At 71.9% G+C, this 24,062-nt stretch carries 24 protein-coding genes; 11 read left to right on the forward strand and 13 right to left on the reverse strand.

Features of this window, described 5'->3' with window-relative positions:
• Position 1: 1 nt before the first annotated feature.
• Complete coding sequence (locus tag IFU40_RS01310; RefSeq protein WP_191925120.1) at positions 2-697, reverse strand: FadR/GntR family transcriptional regulator; 696 nt, start codon at positions 695-697, stop codon at positions 2-4.
• Between the two features lie 60 nt (positions 698-757).
• Here IFU40_RS01310 and IFU40_RS01315 point away from each other — a divergent pair, with 60 nt between their 5' ends.
• Positions 758-1,693 (forward strand): amidohydrolase family protein, encoded by a 936-nt coding sequence (locus IFU40_RS01315; RefSeq protein WP_191925121.1) that lies wholly within the window; start codon positions 758-760, stop codon positions 1,691-1,693.
• Here IFU40_RS01315 and IFU40_RS01320 read toward each other — a convergent pair.
• Positions 1,594-2,379, reverse strand: a complete 786-nt coding sequence (locus IFU40_RS01320; RefSeq protein WP_342343455.1) for an SDR family NAD(P)-dependent oxidoreductase — start codon at positions 2,377-2,379, stop codon at positions 1,594-1,596. The genes IFU40_RS01315 and IFU40_RS01320 overlap by 100 nt on opposite strands.
• On the reverse strand, positions 2,376-3,233 hold the full coding sequence (locus IFU40_RS01325) for a fumarylacetoacetate hydrolase family protein (RefSeq protein WP_191925122.1): 858 nt from the start codon (positions 3,231-3,233) through the stop codon (positions 2,376-2,378). Before IFU40_RS01325 ends, IFU40_RS01320 begins: the two co-directional genes overlap by 4 nt.
• Positions 3,234-3,336: 103 nt before the next feature.
• Here IFU40_RS01325 and IFU40_RS01330 point away from each other — a divergent pair, with 103 nt between their 5' ends.
• From IFU40_RS01330 to IFU40_RS01345, 4 genes are read left to right on the forward strand one after another with little or no spacing between them, the layout of a single operon-like run.
• Positions 3,337-4,623 (forward strand): L-fuconate dehydratase, encoded by a 1,287-nt coding sequence (locus tag IFU40_RS01330; RefSeq protein WP_191925123.1) that lies wholly within the window; start codon positions 3,337-3,339, stop codon positions 4,621-4,623.
• Positions 4,610-5,578 (forward strand): aldo/keto reductase, encoded by a 969-nt coding sequence (locus IFU40_RS01335; protein WP_191925124.1) that lies wholly within the window; start codon positions 4,610-4,612, stop codon positions 5,576-5,578. The genes IFU40_RS01330 and IFU40_RS01335 overlap by 14 nt, the downstream gene beginning before the upstream one ends.
• A gap of 26 nt (positions 5,579-5,604) precedes the next feature.
• A complete protein-coding gene (locus IFU40_RS01340; RefSeq protein ID WP_191925125.1) occupies positions 5,605-6,015 on the forward strand; it encodes an RbsD/FucU family protein in 411 nt (136 codons plus the stop codon).
• Positions 6,016-6,056: 41 nt separating this feature from the next.
• Positions 6,057-6,959 (forward strand): N-acetylglucosamine-6-phosphate deacetylase, encoded by a 903-nt coding sequence (locus IFU40_RS01345; protein ID WP_191925126.1) that lies wholly within the window; start codon positions 6,057-6,059, stop codon positions 6,957-6,959.
• Positions 6,960-7,058: 99 nt separating this feature from the next.
• Here IFU40_RS01345 and IFU40_RS01350 read toward each other — a convergent pair whose 3' ends face one another.
• Positions 7,059-7,535: a hypothetical protein gene (locus tag IFU40_RS01350; protein WP_191925127.1), complete on the reverse strand. Its 477-nt coding sequence runs from the start codon at positions 7,533-7,535 to the stop codon at positions 7,059-7,061.
• Between the two features lie 262 nt (positions 7,536-7,797).
• On the opposite strand from IFU40_RS01350, the gene IFU40_RS01355 reads away from it, so the two are divergent.
• From IFU40_RS01355 to fdhA, 4 genes are all read left to right on the forward strand, one after another.
• Positions 7,798-9,060, forward strand: a complete 1,263-nt coding sequence (locus tag IFU40_RS01355) for a SufS family cysteine desulfurase (protein ID WP_191925128.1) — start codon at positions 7,798-7,800, stop codon at positions 9,058-9,060.
• Positions 9,057-9,518 carry a Fe-S cluster assembly sulfur transfer protein SufU gene (gene sufU, locus IFU40_RS01360; protein WP_191925129.1) on the forward strand — a complete coding sequence of 154 codons (462 nt, stop codon included), beginning with the start codon at positions 9,057-9,059 and terminating at the stop codon, positions 9,516-9,518. Before IFU40_RS01355 ends, sufU begins: the two co-directional genes overlap by 4 nt.
• A gap of 408 nt (positions 9,519-9,926) precedes the next feature.
• Positions 9,927-10,325, forward strand: coding sequence for a hypothetical protein (locus tag IFU40_RS01365; protein WP_442922812.1), 399 nt, complete (start codon positions 9,927-9,929; stop codon positions 10,323-10,325).
• A 189-nt stretch (positions 10,326-10,514) separates the two neighbouring features.
• Positions 10,515-11,732, forward strand: coding sequence for a formaldehyde dehydrogenase, glutathione-independent (fdhA, locus tag IFU40_RS01370; RefSeq protein WP_191925130.1), 1,218 nt, complete (start codon positions 10,515-10,517; stop codon positions 11,730-11,732).
• Positions 11,733-12,000: 268 nt separating this feature from the next.
• Here the strand turns inward: fdhA and IFU40_RS01375 are convergent, their stop codons facing one another.
• The 3 genes from IFU40_RS01375 to IFU40_RS01385 are packed head-to-tail and all read right to left on the reverse strand — an operon-like array spanning position 12,001 to position 14,151.
• A complete protein-coding gene (locus IFU40_RS01375; protein WP_191925131.1) occupies positions 12,001-12,978 on the reverse strand; it encodes an SRPBCC family protein in 978 nt (325 codons plus the stop codon).
• A 19-nt stretch (positions 12,979-12,997) separates the two neighbouring features.
• Complete coding sequence (locus IFU40_RS01380) at positions 12,998-13,378, reverse strand: ArsR/SmtB family transcription factor (RefSeq protein ID WP_191925132.1); 381 nt, start codon at positions 13,376-13,378, stop codon at positions 12,998-13,000.
• Positions 13,379-13,389: 11 nt separating this feature from the next.
• Positions 13,390-14,151, reverse strand: a complete 762-nt coding sequence (locus tag IFU40_RS01385) for a DUF429 domain-containing protein (protein WP_191925133.1) — start codon at positions 14,149-14,151, stop codon at positions 13,390-13,392.
• Positions 14,152-14,252: 101 nt separating this feature from the next.
• Here IFU40_RS01385 and IFU40_RS01390 point away from each other — a divergent pair, with 101 nt between their 5' ends.
• On the forward strand, positions 14,253-14,624 hold the full coding sequence (locus IFU40_RS01390; protein WP_191925134.1) for a hypothetical protein: 372 nt from the start codon (positions 14,253-14,255) through the stop codon (positions 14,622-14,624).
• A gap of 29 nt (positions 14,625-14,653) precedes the next feature.
• On the opposite strand, the gene IFU40_RS01395 is transcribed toward IFU40_RS01390, so the two are convergent.
• The gene (locus IFU40_RS01395) at positions 14,654-15,163 is read right to left on the reverse strand and encodes a hypothetical protein (protein WP_191925135.1); all 510 of its coding nucleotides are present in this window, start codon (positions 15,161-15,163) and stop codon (positions 14,654-14,656) included.
• Between the two features lie 113 nt (positions 15,164-15,276).
• On the opposite strand from IFU40_RS01395, the gene IFU40_RS01400 reads away from it, so the two are divergent.
• Positions 15,277-16,167 (forward strand): helix-turn-helix domain-containing protein, encoded by an 891-nt coding sequence (locus IFU40_RS01400; protein ID WP_191925136.1) that lies wholly within the window; start codon positions 15,277-15,279, stop codon positions 16,165-16,167.
• 48 nt (positions 16,168-16,215) lie between these two features.
• Here IFU40_RS01400 and IFU40_RS01405 read toward each other — a convergent pair whose 3' ends face one another.
• From IFU40_RS01405 to IFU40_RS01425, 5 genes are all read right to left on the reverse strand, one after another.
• The gene (locus tag IFU40_RS01405) at positions 16,216-17,409 is read right to left on the reverse strand and encodes an MFS transporter (RefSeq protein ID WP_191925137.1); all 1,194 of its coding nucleotides are present in this window, start codon (positions 17,407-17,409) and stop codon (positions 16,216-16,218) included.
• 76 nt (positions 17,410-17,485) lie between these two features.
• Entirely contained in the window at positions 17,486-18,751 is a 1,266-nt protein-coding gene (locus tag IFU40_RS01410; RefSeq protein WP_191925138.1) for an MFS transporter, read from the reverse strand.
• Entirely contained in the window at positions 18,748-21,822 is a 3,075-nt protein-coding gene (locus tag IFU40_RS01415) for a glycoside hydrolase family 38 N-terminal domain-containing protein (RefSeq protein WP_191925139.1), read from the reverse strand. The genes IFU40_RS01410 and IFU40_RS01415 overlap by 4 nt, the downstream gene beginning before the upstream one ends.
• 134 nt (positions 21,823-21,956) lie before the next feature.
• Positions 21,957-23,297, reverse strand: coding sequence for a 6-phospho-beta-glucosidase (locus IFU40_RS01420; protein WP_070408813.1), 1,341 nt, complete (start codon positions 23,295-23,297; stop codon positions 21,957-21,959).
• Positions 23,294-24,040 (reverse strand): DeoR/GlpR family DNA-binding transcription regulator, encoded by a 747-nt coding sequence (locus IFU40_RS01425; RefSeq protein WP_083285778.1) that lies wholly within the window; start codon positions 24,038-24,040, stop codon positions 23,294-23,296. The genes IFU40_RS01420 and IFU40_RS01425 overlap by 4 nt, the downstream gene beginning before the upstream one ends.
• Positions 24,041-24,062 lie beyond the last annotated feature (22 nt).

Consider the following 24,062-nt stretch of genomic DNA (forward strand, 5'->3'; position numbering starts at 1 on the left):
CTCAGGCCTCGGGCGGGGTGTCCCCCACCGCCGCACGCCGCAGCCACTCCTCCACGCCCGACACGTGGGCGCTCGCGAGCACGGACGCCCGCTCGACGTCATGGGCCGCGAGGGCCTCGACGAGGGCCCGGTGCTCCACGAGCGTCCGCTCCGCGGCCCCGTCCTGCGTCAGACCGCGCCAGACCCGCGCGCGGACGGTGTGCGCCGACAGCGACTCGATGAGCCCTGCCAGGTACCGGTTCCCCGAGCACGCCGCGATGAGGCGGTGCAGGCGCACGTCGTGGTCGACGAGGTCGTCGAGCGAGGTGGCGGTTCCCACCGCGTCGACCTCGGCCTCGAGGGCCGCGATCTGGTCGGCATCCACCCGTTGGGCCGCCAGCCCGGCGGCGTGTGACTCGAGGATGCGGCGCACCGCGAACAGCTCGAGCACCGAGCGATCGTTGTGCAGGTCCAGTCCGAACGAGATCGCCTCCAGCAGCAGCGCCGGTTCGAGACTCGTGACGTACGTGCCGTCGCCACGCCGCACATCGACCACCCGGATGACCTCGAGCGCCTTCACCGCCTCGCGGAGCGAGTTGCGGGACAGCCCGAGCCGCTCGGCCAGGTCCTTCTCGGGCGGCAGGCGGTCGCCCGGTCGGAGCTCACCGCTGACGATCATGGCCTTGATCTGGTCGATCGCGTCGTCGGTCAAAGACATGTCGCCATGATAGGCCGCAGACATCCGATGACCGGCTCGACGCGAGCGTACGATCGCTGCGTGCCCCTCCTCGACACGCACCTGCACCTGTGGGATCCCGCCCACCTCTCGTACCACTGGCTCGACGGGGATCTCGATCGCCGGTTCGGGCCCGAGGAGTACCGGGCGGCCTGGGCGGGCACGCCCGCACCCACGGCATCCGTCTTCGTGCAGGCCGAATGCGATCCGCGTCAGGCATTCGACGAGGTCGCGTGGGTCACGGCCCTCGCCGAGGAGTGCGGGATCCGGGGCATCGTCGCGTACGCCACGCTCGAGCACGGCGAGCGGGTGGCCGACGACCTCGACCGCCTCGCCGCCACCCCCCTCGTCGTGGGCGTCCGGCGCTCGCTGCAGGACGAGGCCCCGGGCTTCGCGCGGCGTCCCGACGTCGTCGCGGGCGCCCGCCTGCTCGCGGAGCGCGGCCTGCGCTTCGACGCCTGCGTCCGGCCCACGCAGCTTGCCGACGTCGCCGCCCTCGCCGACTCCGTGCCGGGGCTGGCCATCGTGCTCGATCACCTCGGCAAGCCCGCCGTGGGCAGCGCGTCGCGACCGGTCGACCCGCGGGGATCCGACTGGCACCGCGACCTCGTCGACCTGGCGCGCAGACCGTCGGTGCACGTCAAGCTCTCGGGACTCCCGGCGGAGGCGCGCGGTGCGTGGAATTCCGCGCAGATCGAACCGTTCCTCGACGTGGCCCTCGAGGCCTTCGGCCCGGAACGCCTGCTCTACGGCGGCGATTGGCCCGTGTCCGAACGACAGCAGCCGCGCCGGTGGCTCGAGGCGGTCGACGCCTGGGCGCTCGACCGCCTCGGACCCGCGGGGAGGGATGCCGTCCTCGCGGCGAACGGCGAGGGGTTCTACTTCGGGTCGACCGGACGCAGTCGGAGCCCCGAGACACCGCCGTCGACGTCGAGGACGACGCCCGTGGTCGAGGCGGACAGCGGACTGACCAGGTAGAGCACCGCGCCGGCGACCTCGTCGGCCGAGACCAGGCGACCGTGCGGCTGCCGCGCCTCGAGGGCCGCGCGCTCGCGCACCGGGTCTGCGGCGGACTCGAGCAGACGGCGCACCCACGGGGTGTCGGCGGTGCCGGGCGACACCGCGTTCACCCGGATCCCCTCGCGGATGTGGTCGGCCGCCATCGCCCGCGTGAGGGCGGCGACGGCGCCCTTCGACGCGCTGTAGAGCGCGCGCTGCGGAAGACCGGCTCCCGCCGCGATCGAGGCGACATTGCACACGGCCGCGGCCGGGGAACGGCGGAGCGCCGGAAGGGCCGCGGCCGTGACCCGGGCGACGCCCGTGACGTTGATCGACAGCACCCGCGCCCATTCCTCGTCGTCGTTGGCGGCGACGTCGCCCTGGGCGCCGATGGCGGCGTTGTTGACGACGATGTCGATGCCTCCCCACCGCGCTTCGATCGCGGCGACGGCGGCCTCGACGCTGGCGCGGTCCGACACGTCGGCTCGGTAGGCGGCGATGTCCGCCGCGGCGTCTCCACCCTCGGCGGGCAGGTCACGGTCGATGATCGCCACCGATGCCCCCGAGGCGGCGAGCAGTTCGGCGATGGCGGCGCCGATCCCCGAGGCGCCTCCGGTGACGATGGCGCGCAGACCGTCGAGCTGCCCGCGGGCCACGGCGCTCACGACCGGCTCCACGCCGAGAAGCGCTGACGCTGGACGCCGAGGCCGTCGATCGAGATCTCGACCTCGTCGCCGGGCTGCAGGTAGGGGAAGCGTCCCGACAGGGCGACGCCCTCGGGGGTGCCCGTGAGCACGAGGTCACCCGGCTCCAGCGTCATGAACTGCGAGAGGTGCCACACGATGTGCGCCACCGAGAAGATCATGTCGGCCGTGTTCGAGTCCTGCCGCGGTGCGCCGTTGACGAAGCTGCGGAGCCGGAGGCTTCCCGCATCGAGCTCGTCGGGGGTGACGACCCACGGTCCCGTCGGGGTGAATCCGGGGGCGCACTTGCCCTTCGACCACTGCCCGCCCGACACCTCCAACTGGAACGCGCGCTCGGAGAGGTCGTTGACGAGCACGAATCCCGCGATGTGGGCGGCGGCCTCGTCGGGCGAGTCGAGGTAGGACGTCTCCTCACCGATCACGATGCCGAGTTCGACCTCCCAGTCGGTCTTGACGCCGTCCCGGGGGAGCACGACCTCGTCGTTCGGTCCGGTGACGGTGTTGGGGAGCTTGAGGAAGATGACCGGCTGCTCGGGCGGCAGCGAGCCGGACTCCGCGGCGTGCGCGGCGTAGTTCATCCCGACGCAGACGACCGCCCCCGGTCGCGCGATGGGGGCGCCGATCCGTGCGTCGGCGGCGACGGCGAGCTCGGGAAGAGTCCCCTCGGCCAGCGCGCGCGACACGAGGTCGACGGGGTCGGACTCCCAGAAGGCGGCGTCGATGTCGAGCGTCAGGGAACGCAGGTCCCGGTACCGACCGTCGACCACGACCACGGGCACCTCGTGCCCCCGCTCGCCGATGCGTGCGAATCTCATGCGTCCTCCTCGTCTCGGCCGGCGACACATCACCGGCGTGTGCCAGTATAGACATCGGATGTTTGCTGCCGCTCCGGCCGCACCACCTGCCCGAAGGAGCCCCATGAGCCGTATCGTCGCGCTCGAGACGACCGACGTCCGCTTCCCCACGTCACTGAGCCTCGACGGCTCGGATGCCATGAACCCCGACCCCGATTATTCGGCGGCGTACGTGCGCGTGGTGTCGGACGACGACGAGGGACACGCGTTCGTCTTCACGATCGGTCGGGGCAACGACGTCCAGGTCGCGGCCATCGACGCGCTCGCGCCGTTCCTCGTGGGCCGCGAGCTCGAACCGCTGCTCGACGACATGGGTGCCGTGTGGCGCGAACTCGTCGGCGACTCGCAGCTGCGGTGGCTGGGCCCCGAGAAGGGCGTCATGCACATGGCGATCGGCGCCGTCGTGAACGCCCTGTGGGACATCAAGGCGAAGAGGGCCGGCCTGCCGCTGTGGCGGCTGCTCGCCCGCATGACGCCCGAGCAGATCGTCTCGCTCGTCGACTTCCGCTACCTGACCAATGCGCTCACCCGCGAGGAGGCCCTCGGCATCCTCCGTCGTGCCGAGCCCGGGCGACAGCAGCGCGAGGCGCGGTTGCTGGCCGACGGCTACCCCGCGTACACGACCTCGCCGGGCTGGTTGGGGTACTCCGACGAGAAGCTCCAGCGCCTGTGCCGCGAAGCGATCGCCGACGGCTTCGGCCAGATCAAGCTCAAGGTGGGGGCCGACCTCGACGACGACGTCCGGCGCCTGCGCCTCGCCCGCGAGACGTGCGGGCCGCACTTCCCGATCGCCATCGACGCCAACCAGCGATGGGAGGTCTCCGAGGCGATCGAGTGGGTGAACGCCCTCGCTCCCTTCGACCCCGCGTGGATCGAGGAGCCCACGAGCCCCGACGACGTCCTCGGCCACGCCGAGATCGCCCGGGGGGTCGCCCCCATCCGCGTGGCCACCGGCGAGCACGCCCAGAACCGCGTGATCTTCAAACAGCTCCTGCAGGCCGGCGCGATCGGGGTCATGCAGATCGACGCGGTGCGCGTCGGCGGGGTCAACGAGAACATCGCGAACCTGCTGCTGGCCGCCAAGTTCGGTGTCCCCGTCTGCCCGCACGCGGGCGGCGTGGGCCTGTGCGAAGCCGTGCAGCACCTGTCGATGTTCGACTACGTCGCCGTCTCGGGCGAGCGCGAGGGGCGCATGATCGAGTACGTGGACCACCTGCACGAGCACTTCACCGTTCCGGTCGTCATCCGCGACGGCGCGTACCTCGCGCCGACGGCTCCCGGCGCGGGCATGGAGATGCTGTCGGCCAGCCGCGAGGCCTACACGTGGACGGGGAGTCATGTCGCTGTCTGACCTGCCCCTCCGCGACGGCGCCACCCTCGCCTACGGCGCGGCGAACGTCGGCAACCTGCACCGCGCCCTCAGCGACGCCGAGGCGCAGGCCGTCCTCGCCGCGGCGTGGGATGCCGGCATCCGATCCTTCGACACGGCACCCCACTACGGTCTCGGCCTGTCCGAACGGCGCCTCGGGGCATTCCTCCGAGACAAGCCGCGCGAGCAGTTCACCGTGTCGACGAAGGTGGGGCGCCTGCTCCGGCCGAACCCCGCCGGCGACGGCGGGCTCGATCTCGATAACTCCTTCCACGTCCCCACCGACGTGCAGCGGGTGTGGGACTTCTCGGCCACCGGGATCGTCGCCAGCCTCGACGACTCGCTGGAGCGGCTGGGGCTCGACCGCGTCGACGCCCTCTACCTGCACGACCCCGAGAAGCACGATCTGGGCCAGGCGCTGACCGAGGCCCTGCCCGCTCTTGAGGGATTGCGCGCCGAGGGCCGGGTCGACCGCATCGGCGTGGGCTCGATGGATGCCGACGCCCTCGCCGCCGCGGTGCGGGGCGCCGCGCTCGACGAGATCATGGTCGCCGGCCGCTACACCCTGCTGGAGCAGCCCGCGTCGGCCGAGGTGCTCCCCGCGTGCCGCGAGCGGGGCACGACGATCGTGGCGGCCTCGGTCTTCAACTCCGGCCTGCTCGCGAGCGACACTCCGTCGCGCGACGCCCGGTACGAGTACGGCGGGGTGCCGGATGCCGTGTGGGAGCGGCTCGAGCGGATCCTCGACGTCTGCCGCGCGCACGAGGTGTCGCTCCCGGTCGCGGCGCTGGCCTTCGTCGCCCGCGAACCGCTCGTGACGACGGTGGTGATCGGCGGAAGCCGCCCCACCCAGCTGCAGCAGAACGCCGAGTCGTGGCGCCAGGTCGTCCCCGAGCAGTTCTGGGACGACCTCGCCCGCGCACGACCGATCCCCTGATCGCTCGACGAACAGAAAGGCCACCCATGCTGTCCGGCATCCATCCCCTGCTGACCGGCGAGATGCTGCTGCATCTCGACCGGATGGGCCACTCCGACGCGGTCGTCGTCGCCGACGCCCACTTCCCCGCCTTCGCCGTCGGCGCGCGGGTCATCGATCTGCCGGGCACCGCATCGCCCGCGGTGCTCGCGGCGATCCGCAGCGTGACCCCCGCCGACGACGCGCCGGCTCTCGATCTCATGCGCTCGGCCGATGGCGCCGTCCTCGACGTGCAGCGGGAGCTCATCGAGGCGGCCGCGGTGGGCGCCAAGGGGACGCGCTTCGTGGAGCGCTTCGACTATTACGACCTCGCCCGCGGCGCCTACCTCATCGTGCGCACGGGCGAGACGCGGATCTACGCCAACGCGCTGCTGCGCAAGGGCGTCGTGTCGGCCTGACCCGGGCGCACGCAGGGATAGTCGTACGAGGAGGAACACCCATGAACACCCCGACACATCCCGCCGCGTTCGAGGCCGTCGACCTGCACTGCCACGGCGCGCTCGGGCACTCGTTCGACGACGCAGACCTCGACGGCCTCGCGGCCGCGGTCGCGTTCCATCGCGCGCACGGCACGTCGACGCTGCTGCTCAGCCTGGTGAGCGCACCGATCGATCGCCTCGAGGAGCGTCTGCGCGAGATCCGCGAGATGCTCCCCGCACTCCCGGGAGTCGCGGGCGTGCACCTGGAGGGTCCGTTCCTCGCCGACTCGCGCCGGGGAGCGCACGATCCGCGCGCCCTCGTCGCCCCGACAGCGGAGGCGGTCGATCGTCTACTGTCGGCCGCCGATGGCATCCTGCGTCAGGTCACCATCGCGCCCGAGCTCCCGGGGGCGATGCAGGCCATCGACCGCCTCGTGTCGGCGGGGGTCACCGTCGCGGTGGGACACACGCAGGCCGACCATGACACCGCCGCCGCGGCGTTCGACCGGGGCGCGCGGTTGCTCACGCACGCCTTCAACGCGATGCCGGGTCTGGGCCACCGCGCTCCCGGCCCGGTCGGCGCCGCGCTGGAGCGGGACCATGTCGTTCTGGAGGTGATCGCCGACGGCATCCACGTGCACCCCGTCGTCATCCGCACGATGTTCGCCGCCGCCCCGAGTCGCATCGCGCTCGTGACCGACGCGATGTCGGCGACGGGACTGGGCGACGGCCCGTACCGCCTCGGCGGTCTCGAGGTCGAGGTGGAAGACGGGCGCCCCGTCCTCGCGGGCACCGACACCCTCGCCGGCTCCACCCTGACGATGGAGCGCGCGATCGAGGTGACGACGGCGGCGGGCGTCCCCCTCGACCTTGCTCGCGCCGCGGCCTCGACGGTGCCGGCGCGACTGCTCGCGCGAGACTGAACCGTCACCGCGTCGGCGTGTCCTCGTCGTCGGCGCAGGCCTCGAACTCCGCCTGCACCCGTGCGCAGCGGCAGGCGTAGACGATCGAGTGCAGCAGCATCAACGCACTTCCCCGAGGGTGTGGCATCCGGGGCAGGGAACGGCGATGCGGTCGCCCACCCGCACGTCACCGGGGAGCACGACCCGGGCGCACGCCTCGCTGCCGTGCGCGTCGATCACCGCGAAGGGCTCGTCGTACGCGTGCGACACGCGGCCGAGCAGACGCGCTTCGCGCCACACCACGTCGAGTCCCGCGGCGCACGCGTCGAGGCGCAGCGCGTCGGGTGCGGCCTGCACCACCGTCGCCACGATCACCGTCGTCGACAGCGTCGCGGATGCCACCCCACCCGACGCCGGGATGACGGCGGGTCCCGTGCACACGCAGGGCGTGCCGCAGATGTCGGCGTAACGGCCGACCGACATCGCCCGTACCGTGACGTCGTCGAGGGTGGGCACGGAACCCGCGGGCCACGCCGCGGAGTCGAAGGGCGCCGGGATGCTGGATCGGAGGGTGGGGAGCAGGGCCGTGAGGGTCATGGCATCCGGTCTACGCGCCGATCCCGCCGCGATCCGTCGCGCTGACGGTTCCCATGCGAGACGCCGCGCGAACCTCACGCCTCCGGAGCGTGCGAAACTCCGGAGATCCCGCGCGCGGAGCGCCCGATCGGCGGTCACACTCCCCCCGAGGTCCTGTTTCTCAGGAGTTCGGCCCGGGCCCCGATCGGTGGTCGAGGGGGAAGGCCGGACTGCGGGAGCTCCGGCAGGCCGGGGCGGACGCATCCCCGCGTAGCCTGGAGGGGTGACACTCCCCTTCGACGTCGCCGCCGTGCGCACCGACTTCCCGATCCTCGAGACCGAGATCGACGGCCGGCCCCTCGTGTACCTCGATTCGGGGGCGACCAGCCAGAAGCCGCGTGCCGTGCTGGATGCCGAGCGCGCCTTCCTCGAGCGCGCGAACTCCGCCGTGCACCGCGGTGCGCACACGCTCGCGGCCGACGCGACCGAGCTGTTCGAGGACGCACGGATCACCGTCGCCGAATTCGTGGGCGCCGAGCCCGAACAGCTGGTGTGGACCTCGGGGGCCACGGGCGGCCTGAATCTGATCGCCGGTTCCCTCGGCTACGCGGGGCGTTTGGGCGAGGGCGACGAGATCGTCGTGACCGAGGCGGAACACCACGCCAACCTCATCCCGTGGCAAGAGCTCGCCGCGCGCACGGGCGCGCGACTGCGCCACATCCCCGTCCTCGACGACGGCATGCTCGACATGCATGCCGCGGCCGACCTCATCGGCGAGCGCACCAAGGTCGTCGCGTTCCCCCACGTCTCGAACGTGCTAGGCATCGTGAACCCCGTCGCGAAGCTCGTCACCCTCGCCCGCGGCGTCGGCGCGCTGACGGTGCTCGACGCGTGCCAGTCGGCTCCGCACCTCGCCCTCGACCTGCCGGCATCCGGAGTCGATCTCGCCGTCTTCTCGGGGCACAAGGTCTACGGCCCCTACGGCATCGGTGCGCTCTGGGGTCGCGACGAGGTGCTCGAAGCACTGCCGCCCTTCACCACCGGCGGGTCGATGATCACCACCGTCACACTCGACAAGGCCGAATACCTCCCGCCGCCGCAGCGCTTCGAGGCGGGCACGCAGCCGGTGTCGCAGGCGGTGGCGCTGGCCGCCGCGGTGCGCTGGCTCGGCGAGCACGATCTCGCCGCCGCTCACGCCCACGAGGCGACGCTCGAAGCACGCATGCGCGAGGGACTCCGCTCGATCGACGGCATCCGCCTGCTCGGAGACACGGATGCCGCCGAGCGCATCGCCCTGCAGGCCTTCGCGGTCGACGGGGTGCACGCGCACGACGTGGGCCAGTTCCTCGATTCCCGCGGTGTGGCCGTGCGCGTCGGTCACCACTGCGCGCAGCCGCTGCACCGCCGATTCGGCCTGACGGCGTCGGTGCGCGCGAGCGCGGCGATCCACACCACCGCCGCTGAGATCGACACGTTCCTCGATGCCGTCTCGGGCGTTCGCGGCTTCTTCGGCGTCGGCGCGACCACGGCGGGAGCACGCGCATGAGCGGGCTCGAGTCGCTGTACCAGGAACTGATCCTCGACCACGCGAAGAACCGTCGCGGCTTCGGACTCGCCGAACCGGGCGCGCACAGCGCCACGGTGCACCAGCGCAATCCCATCTGCGGCGATGAGATCACGCTCCGCGTCGAGCTGTCCGACGACGGTGAGCGCGTGGCATCCGTCACCTGGGAGGGCGCGGGCTGCTCGATCTCGCAGTCGTCGGCGTCGATGCTCGTCGCGCTGCTGCAGGAAGACGGCGGCGACGACGGGATGCCGCGCGCCGACGCCGATGCTCTCATCGCGCAGTTCCGCGAGGCGATGCGCTCGCGCGGCAAGATCCCCCTCGACGAGGAGACGTTCGCCGACGCCGCCGCGCTGTCGGGGGTGTCGAAGTACACCGCGCGCGTGAAGTGCGCGATGCTCGCGTGGGTCGCGTTCGAGGAAGGGCTGCGGCTGGCCTGAGTCGCGTTGTGGACGCGCACCCCCGCGGCTCCACGCCGGGGCCGGCCCGCCCAGCCCGGCGCAGCGCGGCGCAACCTCAGCGATCCGCCCAACCTCAGTGGCGTCCATCCCATCGCCACTGACTTTGCGCAGGTGCCTGAACGAGTGCGCCTCGCGCCACCACCCCCGGCCGCCGCCGGCCCACCCCGACACAACCTCAGCGATCCCCACAACCTCAGCGGCATCCACCCCATCGCCACTGACTTTGCGCAGATCCGTGAGTGAGCGCGCCTCGCGCGGCGCCTCGCGCGCCGTCGCGCACGGCCCTGTATCCGCGCCGACAACGGCGCTATCCTGCCCGCAGACAGACGAGAGGTGGATGCCATGGCAGCAGGCGGAGCAGGATTCAGCGACGAAGAACGTACGGCGATGAAACAGCGCGCCGAGGAGCTCAAGGCCACGAAGGGGCTCAAGGGCGCGGCGAAGCTCGAGAAGGAGAACGAGGCCTGCCTCGAGGCGATCGACAACCTCGAGGGCGTCGACCGGGCGATGGCCGAACGCCTCCACGTCATCGTGCTGGAGGAGGCGCCGCACCTGAATCCGAAGACCTTCTACGGCTTCCCGGCCTACGCGAAGGACGGCAAGGTCGTCGTCTTCTATCAACCGGCGTCGAAGTTCAAGACGCGCTACGGCACGGTCAGCTTCGACGACACCGCGCACCTCGACGACGGTCCGATGTGGCCGGTGTCGTTCGCGGTGGTCGAGGTGACGGCCGAGGTCGAGAGGGCCGTTCGCGACGCCGTCCGCCGGGCCTCACCCTCGGAGTAGACGGGTCGCGCGGATGACGCATCGAGTGGCGTCTCGCGCCATCCCTTGACGTTCCGGTCATCGGCGTCTTGGCTGAGGGCACCCCCGCATCGCTCACGGCCGAATCCGGTCGCACGTCGCGTCGGGTGTCGCTGCGGGTCCGCCCACACGACGCGACCAGGTCGGGTCGACCGGCCGGAGAGGACGACGATGTCCGGTAACAAGGCAGTGGCGTACAAAGAACCCGGAGTGGTGGAGGTCATCGACACCCCCTACCCCGAGTTCGAGCTCAAGGACGGCCCGGGCGTGAACCCGGCGAACGTCGGCCGGAAGGTCCCCCACGGCGCGATCCTGCGCACCGTCTCCACCAACATCTGCGGCTCCGACCAGCACATGGTCCGTGGTCGCACCACCGCCCCCGCGGGTCTCGTGCTGGGCCACGAGATCACCGGGGAGGTGATCGAGGTCGGTCCCGATGTCGAGTTCGTCAAGGTCGGCGACATCGTCTCGGTGCCCTTCAACATCGCGTGCGGCCGCTGCCGCAACTGCAAAGAGGGCAAGACCGGGATCTGTCTGAACGTGAACCCCGACCGCCCCGGCAGCGCCTACGGATACGTCGACATGGGCGGGTGGGTCGGCGGGCAGGCCGAGTACGTGCTCGTCCCCTACGCCGACTGGAACCTGCTGGTCTTCCCCGACCGCGAGCAAGCGCTCGAGAAGATCCTCGACCTGACGATGCTGTCCGACATCTTCCCCACCGGCTTCCACGGCGCCTACACCGCCGGCGTCCGCCCGGGATCGACCGTGTACGTCGCGGGCGCGGGTCCGGTCGGCATCGCCGCGGCCGTCGGCGCGCAGCTGCTGGGCGCGGCGGCGGTGCTCGTCGGCGACCTCAACGCCGAACGCCTCGCGCAGGTGCGGTCGCTGGGATTCGAGAGCGTCGACGTGTCGAAGGGTGACCCGCGCGACCAGATCGACCACATCCTCGGCACCCCCGAAGTGGATGCCGCGGTCGACGCGGTCGGCTTCGAGGCGCGCGGGCACGGCTCCGACTCATCGCACGAGGCCCCGGCGGCGGTGCTCAACTCACTGTTCGAGGTCACCGCAGCCGGTGGCGCCCTCGGCATCCCGGGCTTGTACGTGACGGGCGACCCGGGCGGGGTCGACGACGCAGCGAAGGTCGGTTCGCTCTCGCTGCGACTCGGCCTCGGCTGGGCCAAGTCGCTGACGTTCACGACCGGCCAGTGCCCGGTGATGAAGTACAACCGGCAGCTGATGATGGCGATCCTGCACGACAAGGTGCAGATCGCGAAGGCCGTCAACGCCACGCCCATCAGCCTCGACGACGCGCCCCAGGGCTACGCCGACTTCGACAAGGGCGCCCCGCGCAAGTACGTGCTGAACCCGAACGGGTACATCAAGAGCTGAGGCGAGGCCGGAGCTCGCAGAACGGCGCCTTGCTCGCAGACTTCCCCGCGGAATATGCGAGGTTCGCGTACTTCTGCGAGCTTCGGCGCGCGGGTCCGCGAGAGCCCGTCTGCGGGCGGGATGCCGCAGCCCCGAGGCCGCGGCATCCGTTCGCGGAACGTCGTCAGCCGGGCGGGTCCCCCCGCCCGATCAGCACGACTCCTGCACATCCGACGCGCCACGGCCTCTTCCGCCGAGCGACAGCCGATCTGCAGGAGTTGTGCACCGGCTACGCCAGGACCACGCGCTCCATCCTCTCGAAGCTCTGCTCCATGCCGTCAACCATGCCGGTGGAGAGGACGGCGTCGCGGGTCGCGGCATCCGGGTACTCGATGAGCAGCGTCACGAGGGTGGCTCCGTCTTCCTCGTAGAACGACAGATCGTTCGTGGTCGAGGGGTACTCGGTGCCGGTCATGTGCTCGGTCTGCACGATGCGGCGCGGCTCGTCGATGAGCAGGGTCTCGCCGTCGAAGCCGAAGCCCTCGCCCTCGGTACCGGCCTCGGGTTCCCACGCGAGGCGGTACCGACCGCCCACCGAGACGTCGACCTCGCTGACGGTCATACGCCAGCCGTCAGGGCCGAGCATCCACTGCCGCATGAGATCGGGGTCGACGTGCGCGCGCCACACCAGCTCGCGCGGGCCGTCGATGAGGCGCGTGATGCGCACGTGCTGGTCGCTGAGCACCTCGAGCTGCGTGCCCGTGCCCTGGGCGAACTCGCGGAGTCCGAGCAGCACGGCGTCGAGCTGGTTCATCGCGAGGGTCGAGCCCTCGACGGCACCCATCGCCACGACCTGCTCGAGGGCCTCGGCCGAGGCGAAGTGGCTCACGTTCGTCAGCCGTGAGCCCTCGGGCGTGGCCTCGAACGAGAAGACCATGCGCATCGACGGCATCCCCTCGATCGGGTCGCCGTTGTCGTCGGCGAAGGAGTCGATGACCTCGAATCCCCTCGGTTCGTCGATGCGCGTGAACTCCCACGCCCCACCGGCGTGCTGACCCTGGGGCGAGGTCATGTGGTACTTCGCGTGCCCGCCCACCGAGAAGTCGAACGCATCGAAGGTCGCCGGCCAGCCGGGAGGACCCCAGAACCGCTCGAGCTGGCGCGGGTCGGTGAACACGGCCCACAGTCGCTCGGGACCGACGGGGAAGTCGGCGACCAGGCTCATGGTGAGCGCTTCGGTGTCGCTCTCGACGGATGTGACGGGCATGACGGACTCCTTCGTCGGGTCAGTTCTCGGTCGGTTCGGGCGGAGGGGTGGATGCCATGGCATCCGGTTCCTCGAGGAGCAGCGCATCGAGCCGGTCGATGCGGCCGCGCCAGAGGTTCTCGTACGAGCGCAGCAGTTCTTGCGCCCGGGCGAGGGCGGCGGGGTCGGCACGCACGAGTCGCACCCTCCCCTCCGCACGCTTGGTGATGAGCCGGGCCTCGGCCAGCACCGCGATGTGCTTCGACACGGCGGCGAACGACATGGCGTATCCCGCGGCGAGGTCCGACACCGACTGCTCGATGACGAGTGTGCGCCGCACGATGTCGCGACGCGTCGCGTCGGCGAGCGCGTGGAAGACGCGGTCGATGTCGGCGGTGTCGAGGTGTTGTTGTTCAACCATTTGGTTGTACGTTAGCGTGGAGGGGAGTCCCGCACAAGACCCTCCAGCCCCCCACTCGGCAACACGACCCACCCCTCCCGCCGCGCCACGGCGAGCATCTCGGGCGCCGGGGGCTCGAACAGGCCGAGCGCCCCCGCGCGGGTCGCGAGGGCGGCGATGACCGCGTCGAAGGCGTCGGCCTTGGCGATCGCGAGCGCGGCGAACGGCCCGACGTCGAACCACGGCACCCGCGCGCGCACCGTGTCGAGCAGGGCGCTGCGGCGGGCGGCATCCACTCGGTAGCCCGTCGTGTCGAAGCCCCACACGCGCAGCGAGCCGCCGGGGTACACCTCGAACAGGCGTCCCTCCCCCGCACGATCGACCGCGAAGCCGGCCTCGGCCAGGCGCCGCAGCACCCCGGCGCACCGCAGCGCCGTGACGCCCAGCCGGTCGGTCGACACGCTCAGCGGCCAGCGACCGATGCGCTCGCGGACGACGTGGTCGGTGTGCCGGTAGACGAGGGGGCGCCGCCAGTCCGCTCCCCCGTCGACCGGTCCGAGCGCGGGCGCCGTCTCGGCATGGTGGGCCTGGACGAAGTCGACGAACGCGTCGGGCCACCCGAGCGGGCAGTCGATGCCGAGCCACGCATCGCCGGCCGAGACCGACGCCACGATGTCGGTGTCGTCGACCCCCAGCTCGAGCCGCGTCAGTCGCGCGCCGCCGCCCGACCAGACGATCTCGGCCAGGGCGGTGCCGGGGGTGCTCGCGGCGAGGTCGATGCCGATGGTTCTCACCGGCAGCAGCCTAGGCGCGACAGGGCGGCGGCTCTCCGAACGGGGCCGGTTGCCCGCGCAACCGCCGCGCGTGATCGCGTTCGAGGTGCGAGGATCGCTTCATGGCAGACGACGACCTTCCCGACTCGCTCGAGCCTGCCCACGGCATCCCACCCCGTCCCGAACCGCCCGCGCCGCCGCGACCCAAGGGCGATCTGCGGGTCGTGTCGGTCATCGCCCTGGTCACGGGCGTCGTCGTGATCGCCTGGTACCTGTTCCTCGTCACGGTCAGCGCGATCGCCGAGCTCGAGGGGCTGATGTGGATCCAGATCGGCATGTGGGTGCTCGCCGCGGTGTCGGCGGTGTGCGGCGTGCTGAGCCTGAACGCGCGGATGGCACGGGAGCTCGCGGCCGCCGGCTTCATCGCGGGCGTCGCCGCCGGCCTGCTCTCGATCTCGGTCGGCGTGGCGACGGCCGCGGAGTTCTTCGGCTGACCAACCGTCGACCCCGAGGTCGGCGACGGTCAGCGCTCGGCGCACTCCTGGCTGAGTTCGGTGAGCATCCACACCCCGGTGGTGTGCGAGAGATGCACCGTCCCGCAGTCGCCGCTCGCGTAGGTGACGTCGAGCACGGCGTCATCGCCCTGCTCCGTCACGACGGCCACGTCGACGTCGGGTGACATCCCCGCCGCGGCGTACAACAGCGAACTCTGGCGCACGAGCTCGGCGCAGTCCTCGACCTCGAGTCCCGTCGACGCCGTGTACTCCGTCAGCATCCGTTCCTGCAGGCCCGCGGTGAGCGCCCCGCAGGCCGCGACGGTGTCGGAGGAGCGCACCGCGGTCCACCACGCGCGGAAGGCCTCGACCGGCCCGGAATCGGGCACCGGCGTGGCCGTGGCAGAGGGACTCCCATGCGGCGACGGAGACTCGGCGACGGCGGTGGAGGGCTCGGATGCCACGTGGCCCGTGCACGATGAGAGGGCGACGCCGGCGACGGCGAGCGCGACGAACAGCAGCGGGCGGGGGGATCGCATGCCCTCCATTGTCACCGAGATCGGCGACGGAGGCCATCCGTTTCGCGGACGGCGGGGCCCCGGGCGTGCGGGTCGCCCGGAATAGCGGGCGGGCCGCGGAGGTTTTCGCAGGTATGACGCCGGAGCCTGCGCTGGATCGTGCCCTGTCGACGCTCGACGTGCGCCCCGGTCGCGCGCACCAGCTGACGCTCGCCCCCCGAGAGCGCCTCGCCCTGCCGCGCGGCGGCGCGGCCCTCGTCTACGTGCGCGTCGGTGAGATCAGCGGATCGGCCTCGGCGCGGACGGCCTGCACGGTCGACGCCGCGAGCGGGTCGGTCGCCACGACCGTCGGCGGGCGGACACTGCTGGCCGGAGACGCGTTCGTGAGCCTCGGATGCCACGGGCTCGCCCTGGCCTCGCAGTCCGGCGCCGAGGTGACGGTCGTCCCCCTCGAGGTCGCCCCGTCGGGCGACGCGCGCAGCCTGCCGCCGTTCGTCTTCGTCAGCGGCTTCGCGCACGCGGAACCCGCGGCGGCGGCGCTGGCGGCGCACCTGGGCACGACCCCGAACGCGGAGACCGCCGAGCGCCAGGGCGACGAGACCATCTGCAAGCTCATGGTGACCACCGTGCTGCTCTCAGCGCTGCGGGCGTGGGCCTCGACCGACCGCGACGCGGCCTGGCCGCCCCGCGCCGACGACCCGTTCCTCGCGCGGGTCGTCGCCGCGATCGCTCACGATCCCGGTCACGACTGGAGCATCGGCGAACTGGCATCGCTCGGCGCGATGTCGCGGTCGGTGTTCGCCGAGCGGTTCCGCCGGCACATCGGACTCTCTCCCGCCGCGTACGTGAGCGCGGTGCGCATGGAGAGGGCGAAAGACCTGCTCGAGGCCGGAACGCCGGTGTCCGAGACCTCACGGGTGCTCGGCTACGCGTCGGACGAGGGGTTCAGCCGCGCGTTCCGCCGGCACACGGGTGTCGCCCCGTCGGCGTGGCGGGGCGGACGCCGGGCGACCGTCGCGATCTGACGCCCTCGCCGGCGCCGCCGCGGCGGGTCGGCCCGGCCGGCTCCACCCTCAGCCCGCGACGGCGCGGCGCTCGCGCACCGAGACCCCGAACAGCACGGCGCCGATCACGAGCAGCGCGATGCCGATGGCATCCACCGTCACCACCCCGACCGAATCGACGAGCACTCCGCCCACGCCCGCCGCGATCGTGATGGCGAGCTGGAAACCCGTGACCACGAGGCTGCCGCCCGCTTCGAGACGGTCGGGCATGCGGTGCCCCACCCACGTGTTCACGATGATCAGCCACGACGAGAAGAAGAAGCCCCACACGAGCACGGCCGCCGCGACCGCGATGATCGCCGCCGGAAGCAGGACGACGACCGCGACGGCGACCGCGATGACGAGCGGTCCGATGACCGAGAGCCGCACGAAGGCGCGGTCGACGACGATGCCGATGACGAGGTTGCCGACGAACCCGCCCACTCCGAACAACGCGAGCAGCAGCACGATGGTGCCCCCGTCGACCCCCGGGACGCGCTCCAGAGCGAGGCGCACGTAGGTGTAGGCGAGGAAGTGACCCAGCACGACGAGCACGTGACCGATCATCCCGCCGCCCACGCCCGGGCGCCGCAGCGTGTCGACGAGGATGCGCAGACTCGACGCCGAGGCCGCCGGGACGGGCGGGAGCACGACGCGCACCGCGACACCGACGACGGCCGTGATGACACCGATGAGCAGGAAGGCGACCCGCCAGTCGAGCACCTCGCTCAGGGCGACGCCGATCGGAACACCCGCCACGGTCGCGAGCGACAGTCCCGCCGAGCCGAACATCACGGCCCGGCCGATGCGGTCGGGGCTCGACAGGCGCGCCGCGACCGTGATCGACATGGCCCAGAACGCGCTGATCGCGGCGCCGAGCAGGAAGCGCGCGGCGAGGATGGCGATGAGGCTGGGGGCGGCGGCCACGACGAGGCTCGACACCGTGGCCGCGGCCGCGGCGGCGGTGAGCAGGGTGCGGCGATCGAGGCGGGGCAGCAGCAGGCCCACGGTGGGGGCGAAGAGCAGCCCGGCCAGGGCCGTGACGGTGACGGTCTGGCCCGCCTGCCCGGGCGTGATGCCGAGCGAGGCGGCCATCTCGGTCAGCACGCCGTTCGGAAGGAACTCTGCCGTGACCAGCAGGAAGCTCAGCAGCATCACGACGATGAGTCCGCCGTACCTCATGGTGGACGGCGCGGAGACGGGAACCGGGGCGGTGGTGGTCATGTATCGATGCTCGCGAGCGGCGGCGTCGCGCGCCCGACCGTTCGTCCGCGGCATCCGACCGTTCGTCCGCGGGGGCTCACTCGGGCGACGACGCCCGTACCGTGCGGTGGGCCCGCAGCACGAGGACGATTCCGGCCACCCAGAACGGGACCTGCACGAGCTCGGCCAGCCGGAACGCCCCGGGCGAGTACTCGCCTCCCCCCGCCTGCAGGGTGAGGACGGCGCCGATCAGCAGGATGACGAGGATGCTGGAGAGGAATCCCGCGCCGTTGACGACGCCCGTGGCGGTGCTGAGCCGTTCGCGCGGATTGTGGTCGCGCGCGATGTCGAACGCGACCATCGAGGCGGGTCCCCCGACGCACATGGCGGCGGCGAGCACGACGAGCAGCGGCAGCGGCGCCCGATCGGGGAACGCCAGGACCGCCGCCCACGACACCGCCTGCGCGCCGACCAGCGAGAGCACGAGAGCCGTGCGGGCCCGGGGGAAGCGACCCGAGATCGCGCCCACGATCGGCCCGAAGGCGATGCCGCACACGACGTAGACCGAGAACAGGCCGCCCGCGGTCGCGGCATCCAGACCCTGGCCCGCCACGAGGAACGGGAAGCCCCACAGCAGGGCGAAGGCGTTGCCCGAGAACGAGGTGACGAAGTGCACCCAGAACGCCAGCCGCGTTCCCGGTGATCTCCACGCCTCGCGCACGGCGCGCGAGACGCTCGCCCGCTCGACGGCGACGGGCCGGCGCTCGCGGACGACCACGGCGACCAGCACCGCCACCAGCGCCGTGACCCCCGCCAGCGAGAGGAAGGCCGAGACCCACCCCGCCACGCCGACGAGCGCGGCGAAGGGCACGACGCTGACGATCTGCCCGAACTGGCCGGTCAGACCCGTGACCTGCACGGCCGTCGGTGCGAGCCGCGGCGGGAAGCGCATGCCGATCACGCGCAGCAGTCCGGGGAAGATGGCGGCCTCACCGGCCCCCATGAGCAGACGCCCCGCGATGGCGACGCCGATGTCGGGTGCCAGGGCGAGCACGACCTGCGCCCCCGCCATCACGAGCATGCCGACCGTCAACACGGTTCGCACGCCGAACCGGTCGAGCAGCAGCCCGACGGGCAGCTGCAACGCGCCGTAGACGGCGAGCTGCACGACGGCCAGCAGAGACAGCGTCGCCGCGGTGATCGCGAACCGGTCGGCCGCCTCGAGCCCGAGGGCGGCGAGCGAGGTGCGGTTGACGATCGAGACGACGTAGGCGATGACCCCGACCAGCCACACGACGAGCACGCCGATCCGCAGGCTCCCCGCGCGCGCCGCGGGGGAGCTCTGCGAGACGGTGCGGGTCATCCGCGCGAGAGTCGCAGCGTCACGACCTGGAACGGACGCAGCTCGAGCGCGATGCCCTCGCCCTCGACCGCGAGGCGGCGCGAGCGCGCCATGTCGTCGCCGAGCGGACGTTCGAGCAGGTCGACCTCGGAGGCGGATGCCACGGCGAACCCGGGCGTGAGGGTCGTCGCCGCGCGGCGCCCGAGTGCCTCGTACACGCGCACGATCACGTCACCCGAGCGGTCGTCGGCGAGCTTCACGGCCTCGATGCGCACGCCCTCGTTCGACGAGCGCAGCACGCTCCACGGCTCGACCGTGCCCTCGGCCGCGGGGCGGCGCAGCGGCAGGTTCTGCTCGTACCCGGAGGCCACGACGGCGGCGATGTCGGCCCCGGGGTGCACCGCGTACGCGAACGTGTGGTGGCCGGCATCCTGGACCGGGTCGGGCGAGTTCGCCGCGCGCACCAGGCTCAGGCGCACCTCGGTCTCGACCTCGCCCGAGGCCCCGACCGTGCGGGTGATGTCGTGGCCGTAGGTGGCGTCGTTGGTGACGCCGATGCCGTAGCCCGGCTCCTCGACGTGCACCCAGCGGTGGGCCATGACCTCGAACTTCGCGTCTTCCCACGAGGTGTTCGTGTGGGTCGCGCGGCGCACGTGGCCGTACTGGATCTCGGCGCTGTGGTGGTGGGCGTGCACGACGAACGGCAGCGAGGCCTTGAGCAGCTTCTCGCGCTCGTTCCAGTCGAGGTCGACCGCGAAGTGCACGCGCACGTCATCGGCGTGCACGGCGATGGTCTGCGTCAGCCGCGATGTGCCGAAGGTGCGCGTGACGATCACGCGGGCGCGCAGCTCGTCGTCGACCGCGAGCTCGACGGCGTCGGCGGTGTCGAGGTCGTCGAACGTGTAGCGGTAGTGGGCGTCGATGTCCCAGGCATCCCAGGCGTTGGGGAGGTCCTGGTGCAGCTGCAGCAGGTTCGCGACACGGTCGGCGGGCACGAGCTCGCGGCCCGCGGCGAGGTCGACGATCGAGGTCACGAGGCCCCGGGCGTCGACGGTGACCCGCACGAGACCGTTGTCGAGCACGATGTCCGCGCCGGATCGCTCCGCCCGCACCGGGTGCGCGGGCGCCACCGGAACGAGGGATGCCACGCCCAGCGCGGGCGTCTCGACCAGCGCGAGCGGGGTGCCGGTGGCATCCAGGGCCAACGACCGACGGGCGTGGTCGGCCGAGTTCACGACCGCGGCCGAGAGCCCCGCGGCATCCAGGGCCTCGGCGATCGAGCGGTCCAGCTCGGCGAGGGCGACGGCGTAGTCCTCTTCGTTCTGCTCGTGCACCCACTGGATCGAGGATCCGGGCAGGATGTCGTGGAACTGCTGCAGCAGCACGCCCTGCCAGAGGCGATCGAGCGCGGCGTACGGGTACTCGGCGCCCTTCAGTGCGGCGGCGGTCCACCACAGCTCGGCCTCGCGCAGGCGGTGCTCGGCCTCGCGGTTGCCGCGCTTCTCGCGGGCGTGCGAGGTGAAGGTGCCGCGGTGCAGTTCGAGGTAGAGCTCGCCCACCCAGACGGGAGCGTCGGGGTACTCGGCCCGGGCTGCGGCGAAGAAGTCGTCGGGGTGCTCGATCTCGACGCGCGGCGATCCCTCGAGCGACTCCACCCGGCGCTGGCGCTCCATCATCTCGCGGATGGGTCCGCCGCCGCCGTCACCGTAGCCGAAGGGCACGAGCGAGGTCGTCGCCCTGCCCTTGTCGCGGAATTGGCGCACGGCGTGGTGCAGCTCCTCGCCCTCGAGCGTGGAGTTGTAGGTGTCGATGGGCGGGAAGTGCGTGAAGATGCGTGAGCCGTCGATGCCCTCCCACCAGAAGGTGTGGTGGGGGAACTTGTTGGTCTGGCTCCACGAGATCTTCTGCGTGAGGAACCAGTCCAGGCCCGCGAGCTTCGCGATCTGCGGGAACGCGGCGGTGTAGCCGAACGAGTCGGGCAGCCAGATGCCGTGCGTCTCGACGTCGAGCTCGTCGCGGAAGAACCGCATCCCCTGCGTGACCTGGCGCACCATGGCCTCGCCTCCGGGCAGGTTGCCGTCGGGCTCGACCCACTGCGAGCCGACCACGATCCACTGTCCGTTCGCGATCGCGGCCTTGATGCCCTCCCACACGTGCGGGTAGCGCTCCTTGACCCACGCGTACTGCTGCGCCGACGAGGCGGCGAAGCGGAAGTCGGGGTACTGCTCGGCGAGCGCGAGGACGTTCGAGAAGGTGCGGGCGGTCTTGCGCTTGGTCTCGCGGATGGGCCAGAGCCACGCGGTGTCGATGTGCGCGTGGCCGATGCCCGAGAGGCGGTGGGCCGAGGCGGAGGCCGGGCGCGACAGCACGTCGACGAGCTCGGCGCGCGCGACGGCTGCGGTACCGACGATGTCGTCGAGGCGGAGCACGTTCAGCGCGCGCTCGAGCGCCCGCATGACCTCGTGCCGGCGGGGCTCGGTCTCGGGCAGCTCCTTCAGCAGCTGGTACAGCACCTCGACGTCGAACTGCAGCGCCCACACCTCGGGTTCGAAGACCGCGAGCTCGGCGGTGCGGAAGGTGTAGATCGGCGTCTCGGGAGCGGTCTTCTTGGAGCCGAACTTCGTGGGGACGAAGTCGTTCACGAGGATGTCGGGGTTGGCGGCGGCCTCGACGAAGAAGTGCACGGGCTCGCCGCCCGCGGCCTCGTCGGTCAGGCGCACGTAGTGGTTGCGGGGGTGGATGCCCTTGACCTGCACGCCGTCGGGGGTGTGCACGAGCGCCTCGGCCTGGTTGCCGGGCCAGTCGCCCTGGAAGCCGGGGTCGAGCAGCAGCTCGACGGTGCGGCCGGCCCAGTCGGCCGGGATCTCACCGGTGACCTCGAACCACCAGGTCGACCACGCCCGCCCCCAGCTGTCGCCGACGGCGAAGGGGGCGTAATCGGCGGCGAGGGCCTCGGAGGCCGGGACCGGCTCGTCGGGGACCATCCAGGCCTTCAGCGCGACGGGCACCCGCGCGGAGTACACGGCGGGGACGATGCGCTCGGTGAGCACGCGGTGGATGCGCTCTTCGACGAGCGTGAGGTTCTGGTGCACGGTGTCTCCGGTTTCGGGGTCAGCGCGGGAGGCGGGGTCGGGATGCGTCGGGAGGGGCGGCGGGGAGGGATGCCGGGGCGGCGGGCTGGTGCGGGGGCGCGGCCGACGTTCGGGTCGAGGTCGCGCCCCCGGGCTCAGCGGAGGTACGACAGGTCGGCGAAGCTGGAGCTCGCGTCGTCGAGCAAGGCCCGCGCGACGCGGACCGAGTCGATCAGCGGGTGGTGGGCCAGGGCCCGCAGCGCCGCAGCGCGCGAGCCGGTGAGAGCGGCCTCGATCGTCTGGCGCTCGACGTACTTGACGGTGGCGATGAGGCCCTGCCCGAACGCGGGCACGGCCGCGCTCTCGAGCGGGCGCGGGCCGTCGGCGCCGACGATGCAGGGCACCTCGACCACGGCCTCGGCGTCGAGGCCCGCCAGTACGCCCCCGCCGGGGACGTTGAGGATGAGCCGCGCCGACTGGTCGTAGGCGATCGCGCGCATCAGCGCGATCGCGACGTTCTCGTAGCCGCCCGAGACGAGGTCTTCCTCATCGCGGTCGCCCATGCCGGCGGAGTCCCGGTTGGTCGCCATGTAGGTGACCTCGCGCTCGTGCCTGCAGGCCTCCCAGGCCGCGTGGGGACGCGGCGCGGTCGCCGCCGTCTCCCAGAAGCCGGCCTGCTGGTCGAGCAGGTAGCGCCCGCGCGTGGTCGCGGCGTACTGGTCGGCCTGGAGCACGTCGCGACGGTACGAGTAGTAGTGCAGGTACTCGTTGGGAAGAGCTCCGAGCGTCTGGATCCAGTCGGCGCCGAACAGCGCTCCCTCTTCGAACGACTCGATGCGCTCGGGCGAGGCGAGCAGTTCGGGCAGCAGGTCGACGCCGTCGCGGCGGAGCGCCGTCAGCCACCCGAGGTGGTTGAGGCCGGCGTACTCGATCTCGACGTCGGCTGCGTCCCGGATGCCGAGGGCCCCGAGCGCGCGGCGGGCGAGGCCGATGGGCGAGTCGCAGATGCCGATGACACGATTGCCCAGCACGCGGCCCATGGCCTCGGTCACCACGCCGGCGGGGTTGGTGAAGTTGATGACCCACGCGTCGGGGGCGACGCGCCGGATGAGCTCGGCGAGCTGCATCGCGACCGGCAGCGTCCGCAACGCGTAGGAGATGCCGCCGAACCCGACGGTCTCCTGCCCGATGACCCCGTGCGACAGGCCGATGCGCTCGTCGGCGGCACGGCCGGCCATGCCGCCGACGCGGATGGCCGAGAACACGAAGTCCGCGCCGCGCAGACCTTCTTCGGCATCCGTGTGCACGCTCACGCGCGGGGCATCGGGAAAGTCGCGCGCCTGGTCCTCGAGGATGCGGGCCATCGTGCGCAGCCGCGCGGCGTCGGTGTCGACGAGGGCGACCTCGTCGACGCGTCCGGCGTCGCGGTCCAGCAGCAGGGCTCGGTACACCAAGGGGGTGCGGAATCCTCCGCCACCGATCATGGCAAGCTTCATGCGGTCACAATCTCGACATTCCGTCGGCCCAGGGACTCGACGATCGGGCCCTCGAGCGGCGCATCGGTGATGAGCCGCCGCAGGGCGAGGGGCAGAGCGATACGTCCGGCGCCGCTGCCGGGGAACTTGCTGTGGTCGGCGAGCACGGTCGCCGCGTCGCATGCCGCGAGCATCGCCTGCTTGATCGGCACCTGCGCCAGCGTGGTGTCGCGCAGATCGCCCTCGGGCGACATGCCGCTGACGCCCAGGAAGGCGTGGTCGGCGCGGATCAGCCGCAGCGACTCGGTCGTGAGGTGGCCCGCGACGCTGCGGTACACCGGGTCGTAGTCGCCCGGGAGCACGACGAGGTGCGTGTCGCGCTCGTCGCGCAGCACGTCGTAGATGGCCATGTTGTTGGTGATGACGGTGACCGCGCGGCCGCGGAGCAGTCGCGCGAGCTGCAGGGTCGTGGTCCCGACGTCGAGGATGACGGCCTGGCCGTCGCGGATCGTCTCGGCGGCGGCGCGGGCGATGCGCTCCTTGCCGTCGCGATTGACGGGCTCGACGGTGGCGAAGGGCGCGTCGCCCTCGCCCATCACGGCGCCGCCGTGCGTGCGTCGCAGGAGTCCGGCGTCGTCGAGGCGCTGCAGATCACGACGGATCGTGGCGATGCTCGAACCGGTGGCCTCGGCGAGCTCCGCGACCGTCGCCGCGCGGGCGGAACGGAGGTGCTGGAGGATCTCGCGGTCTCTGACGTCTTTCATGATGCGATCACCTTATCGCTCA

The sequence above is a fragment of the Microbacterium sp. CFBP 13617 genome (genome assembly GCF_014839445.1).
Lineage (GTDB): Bacteria > Actinomycetota > Actinomycetes > Actinomycetales > Microbacteriaceae > Microbacterium.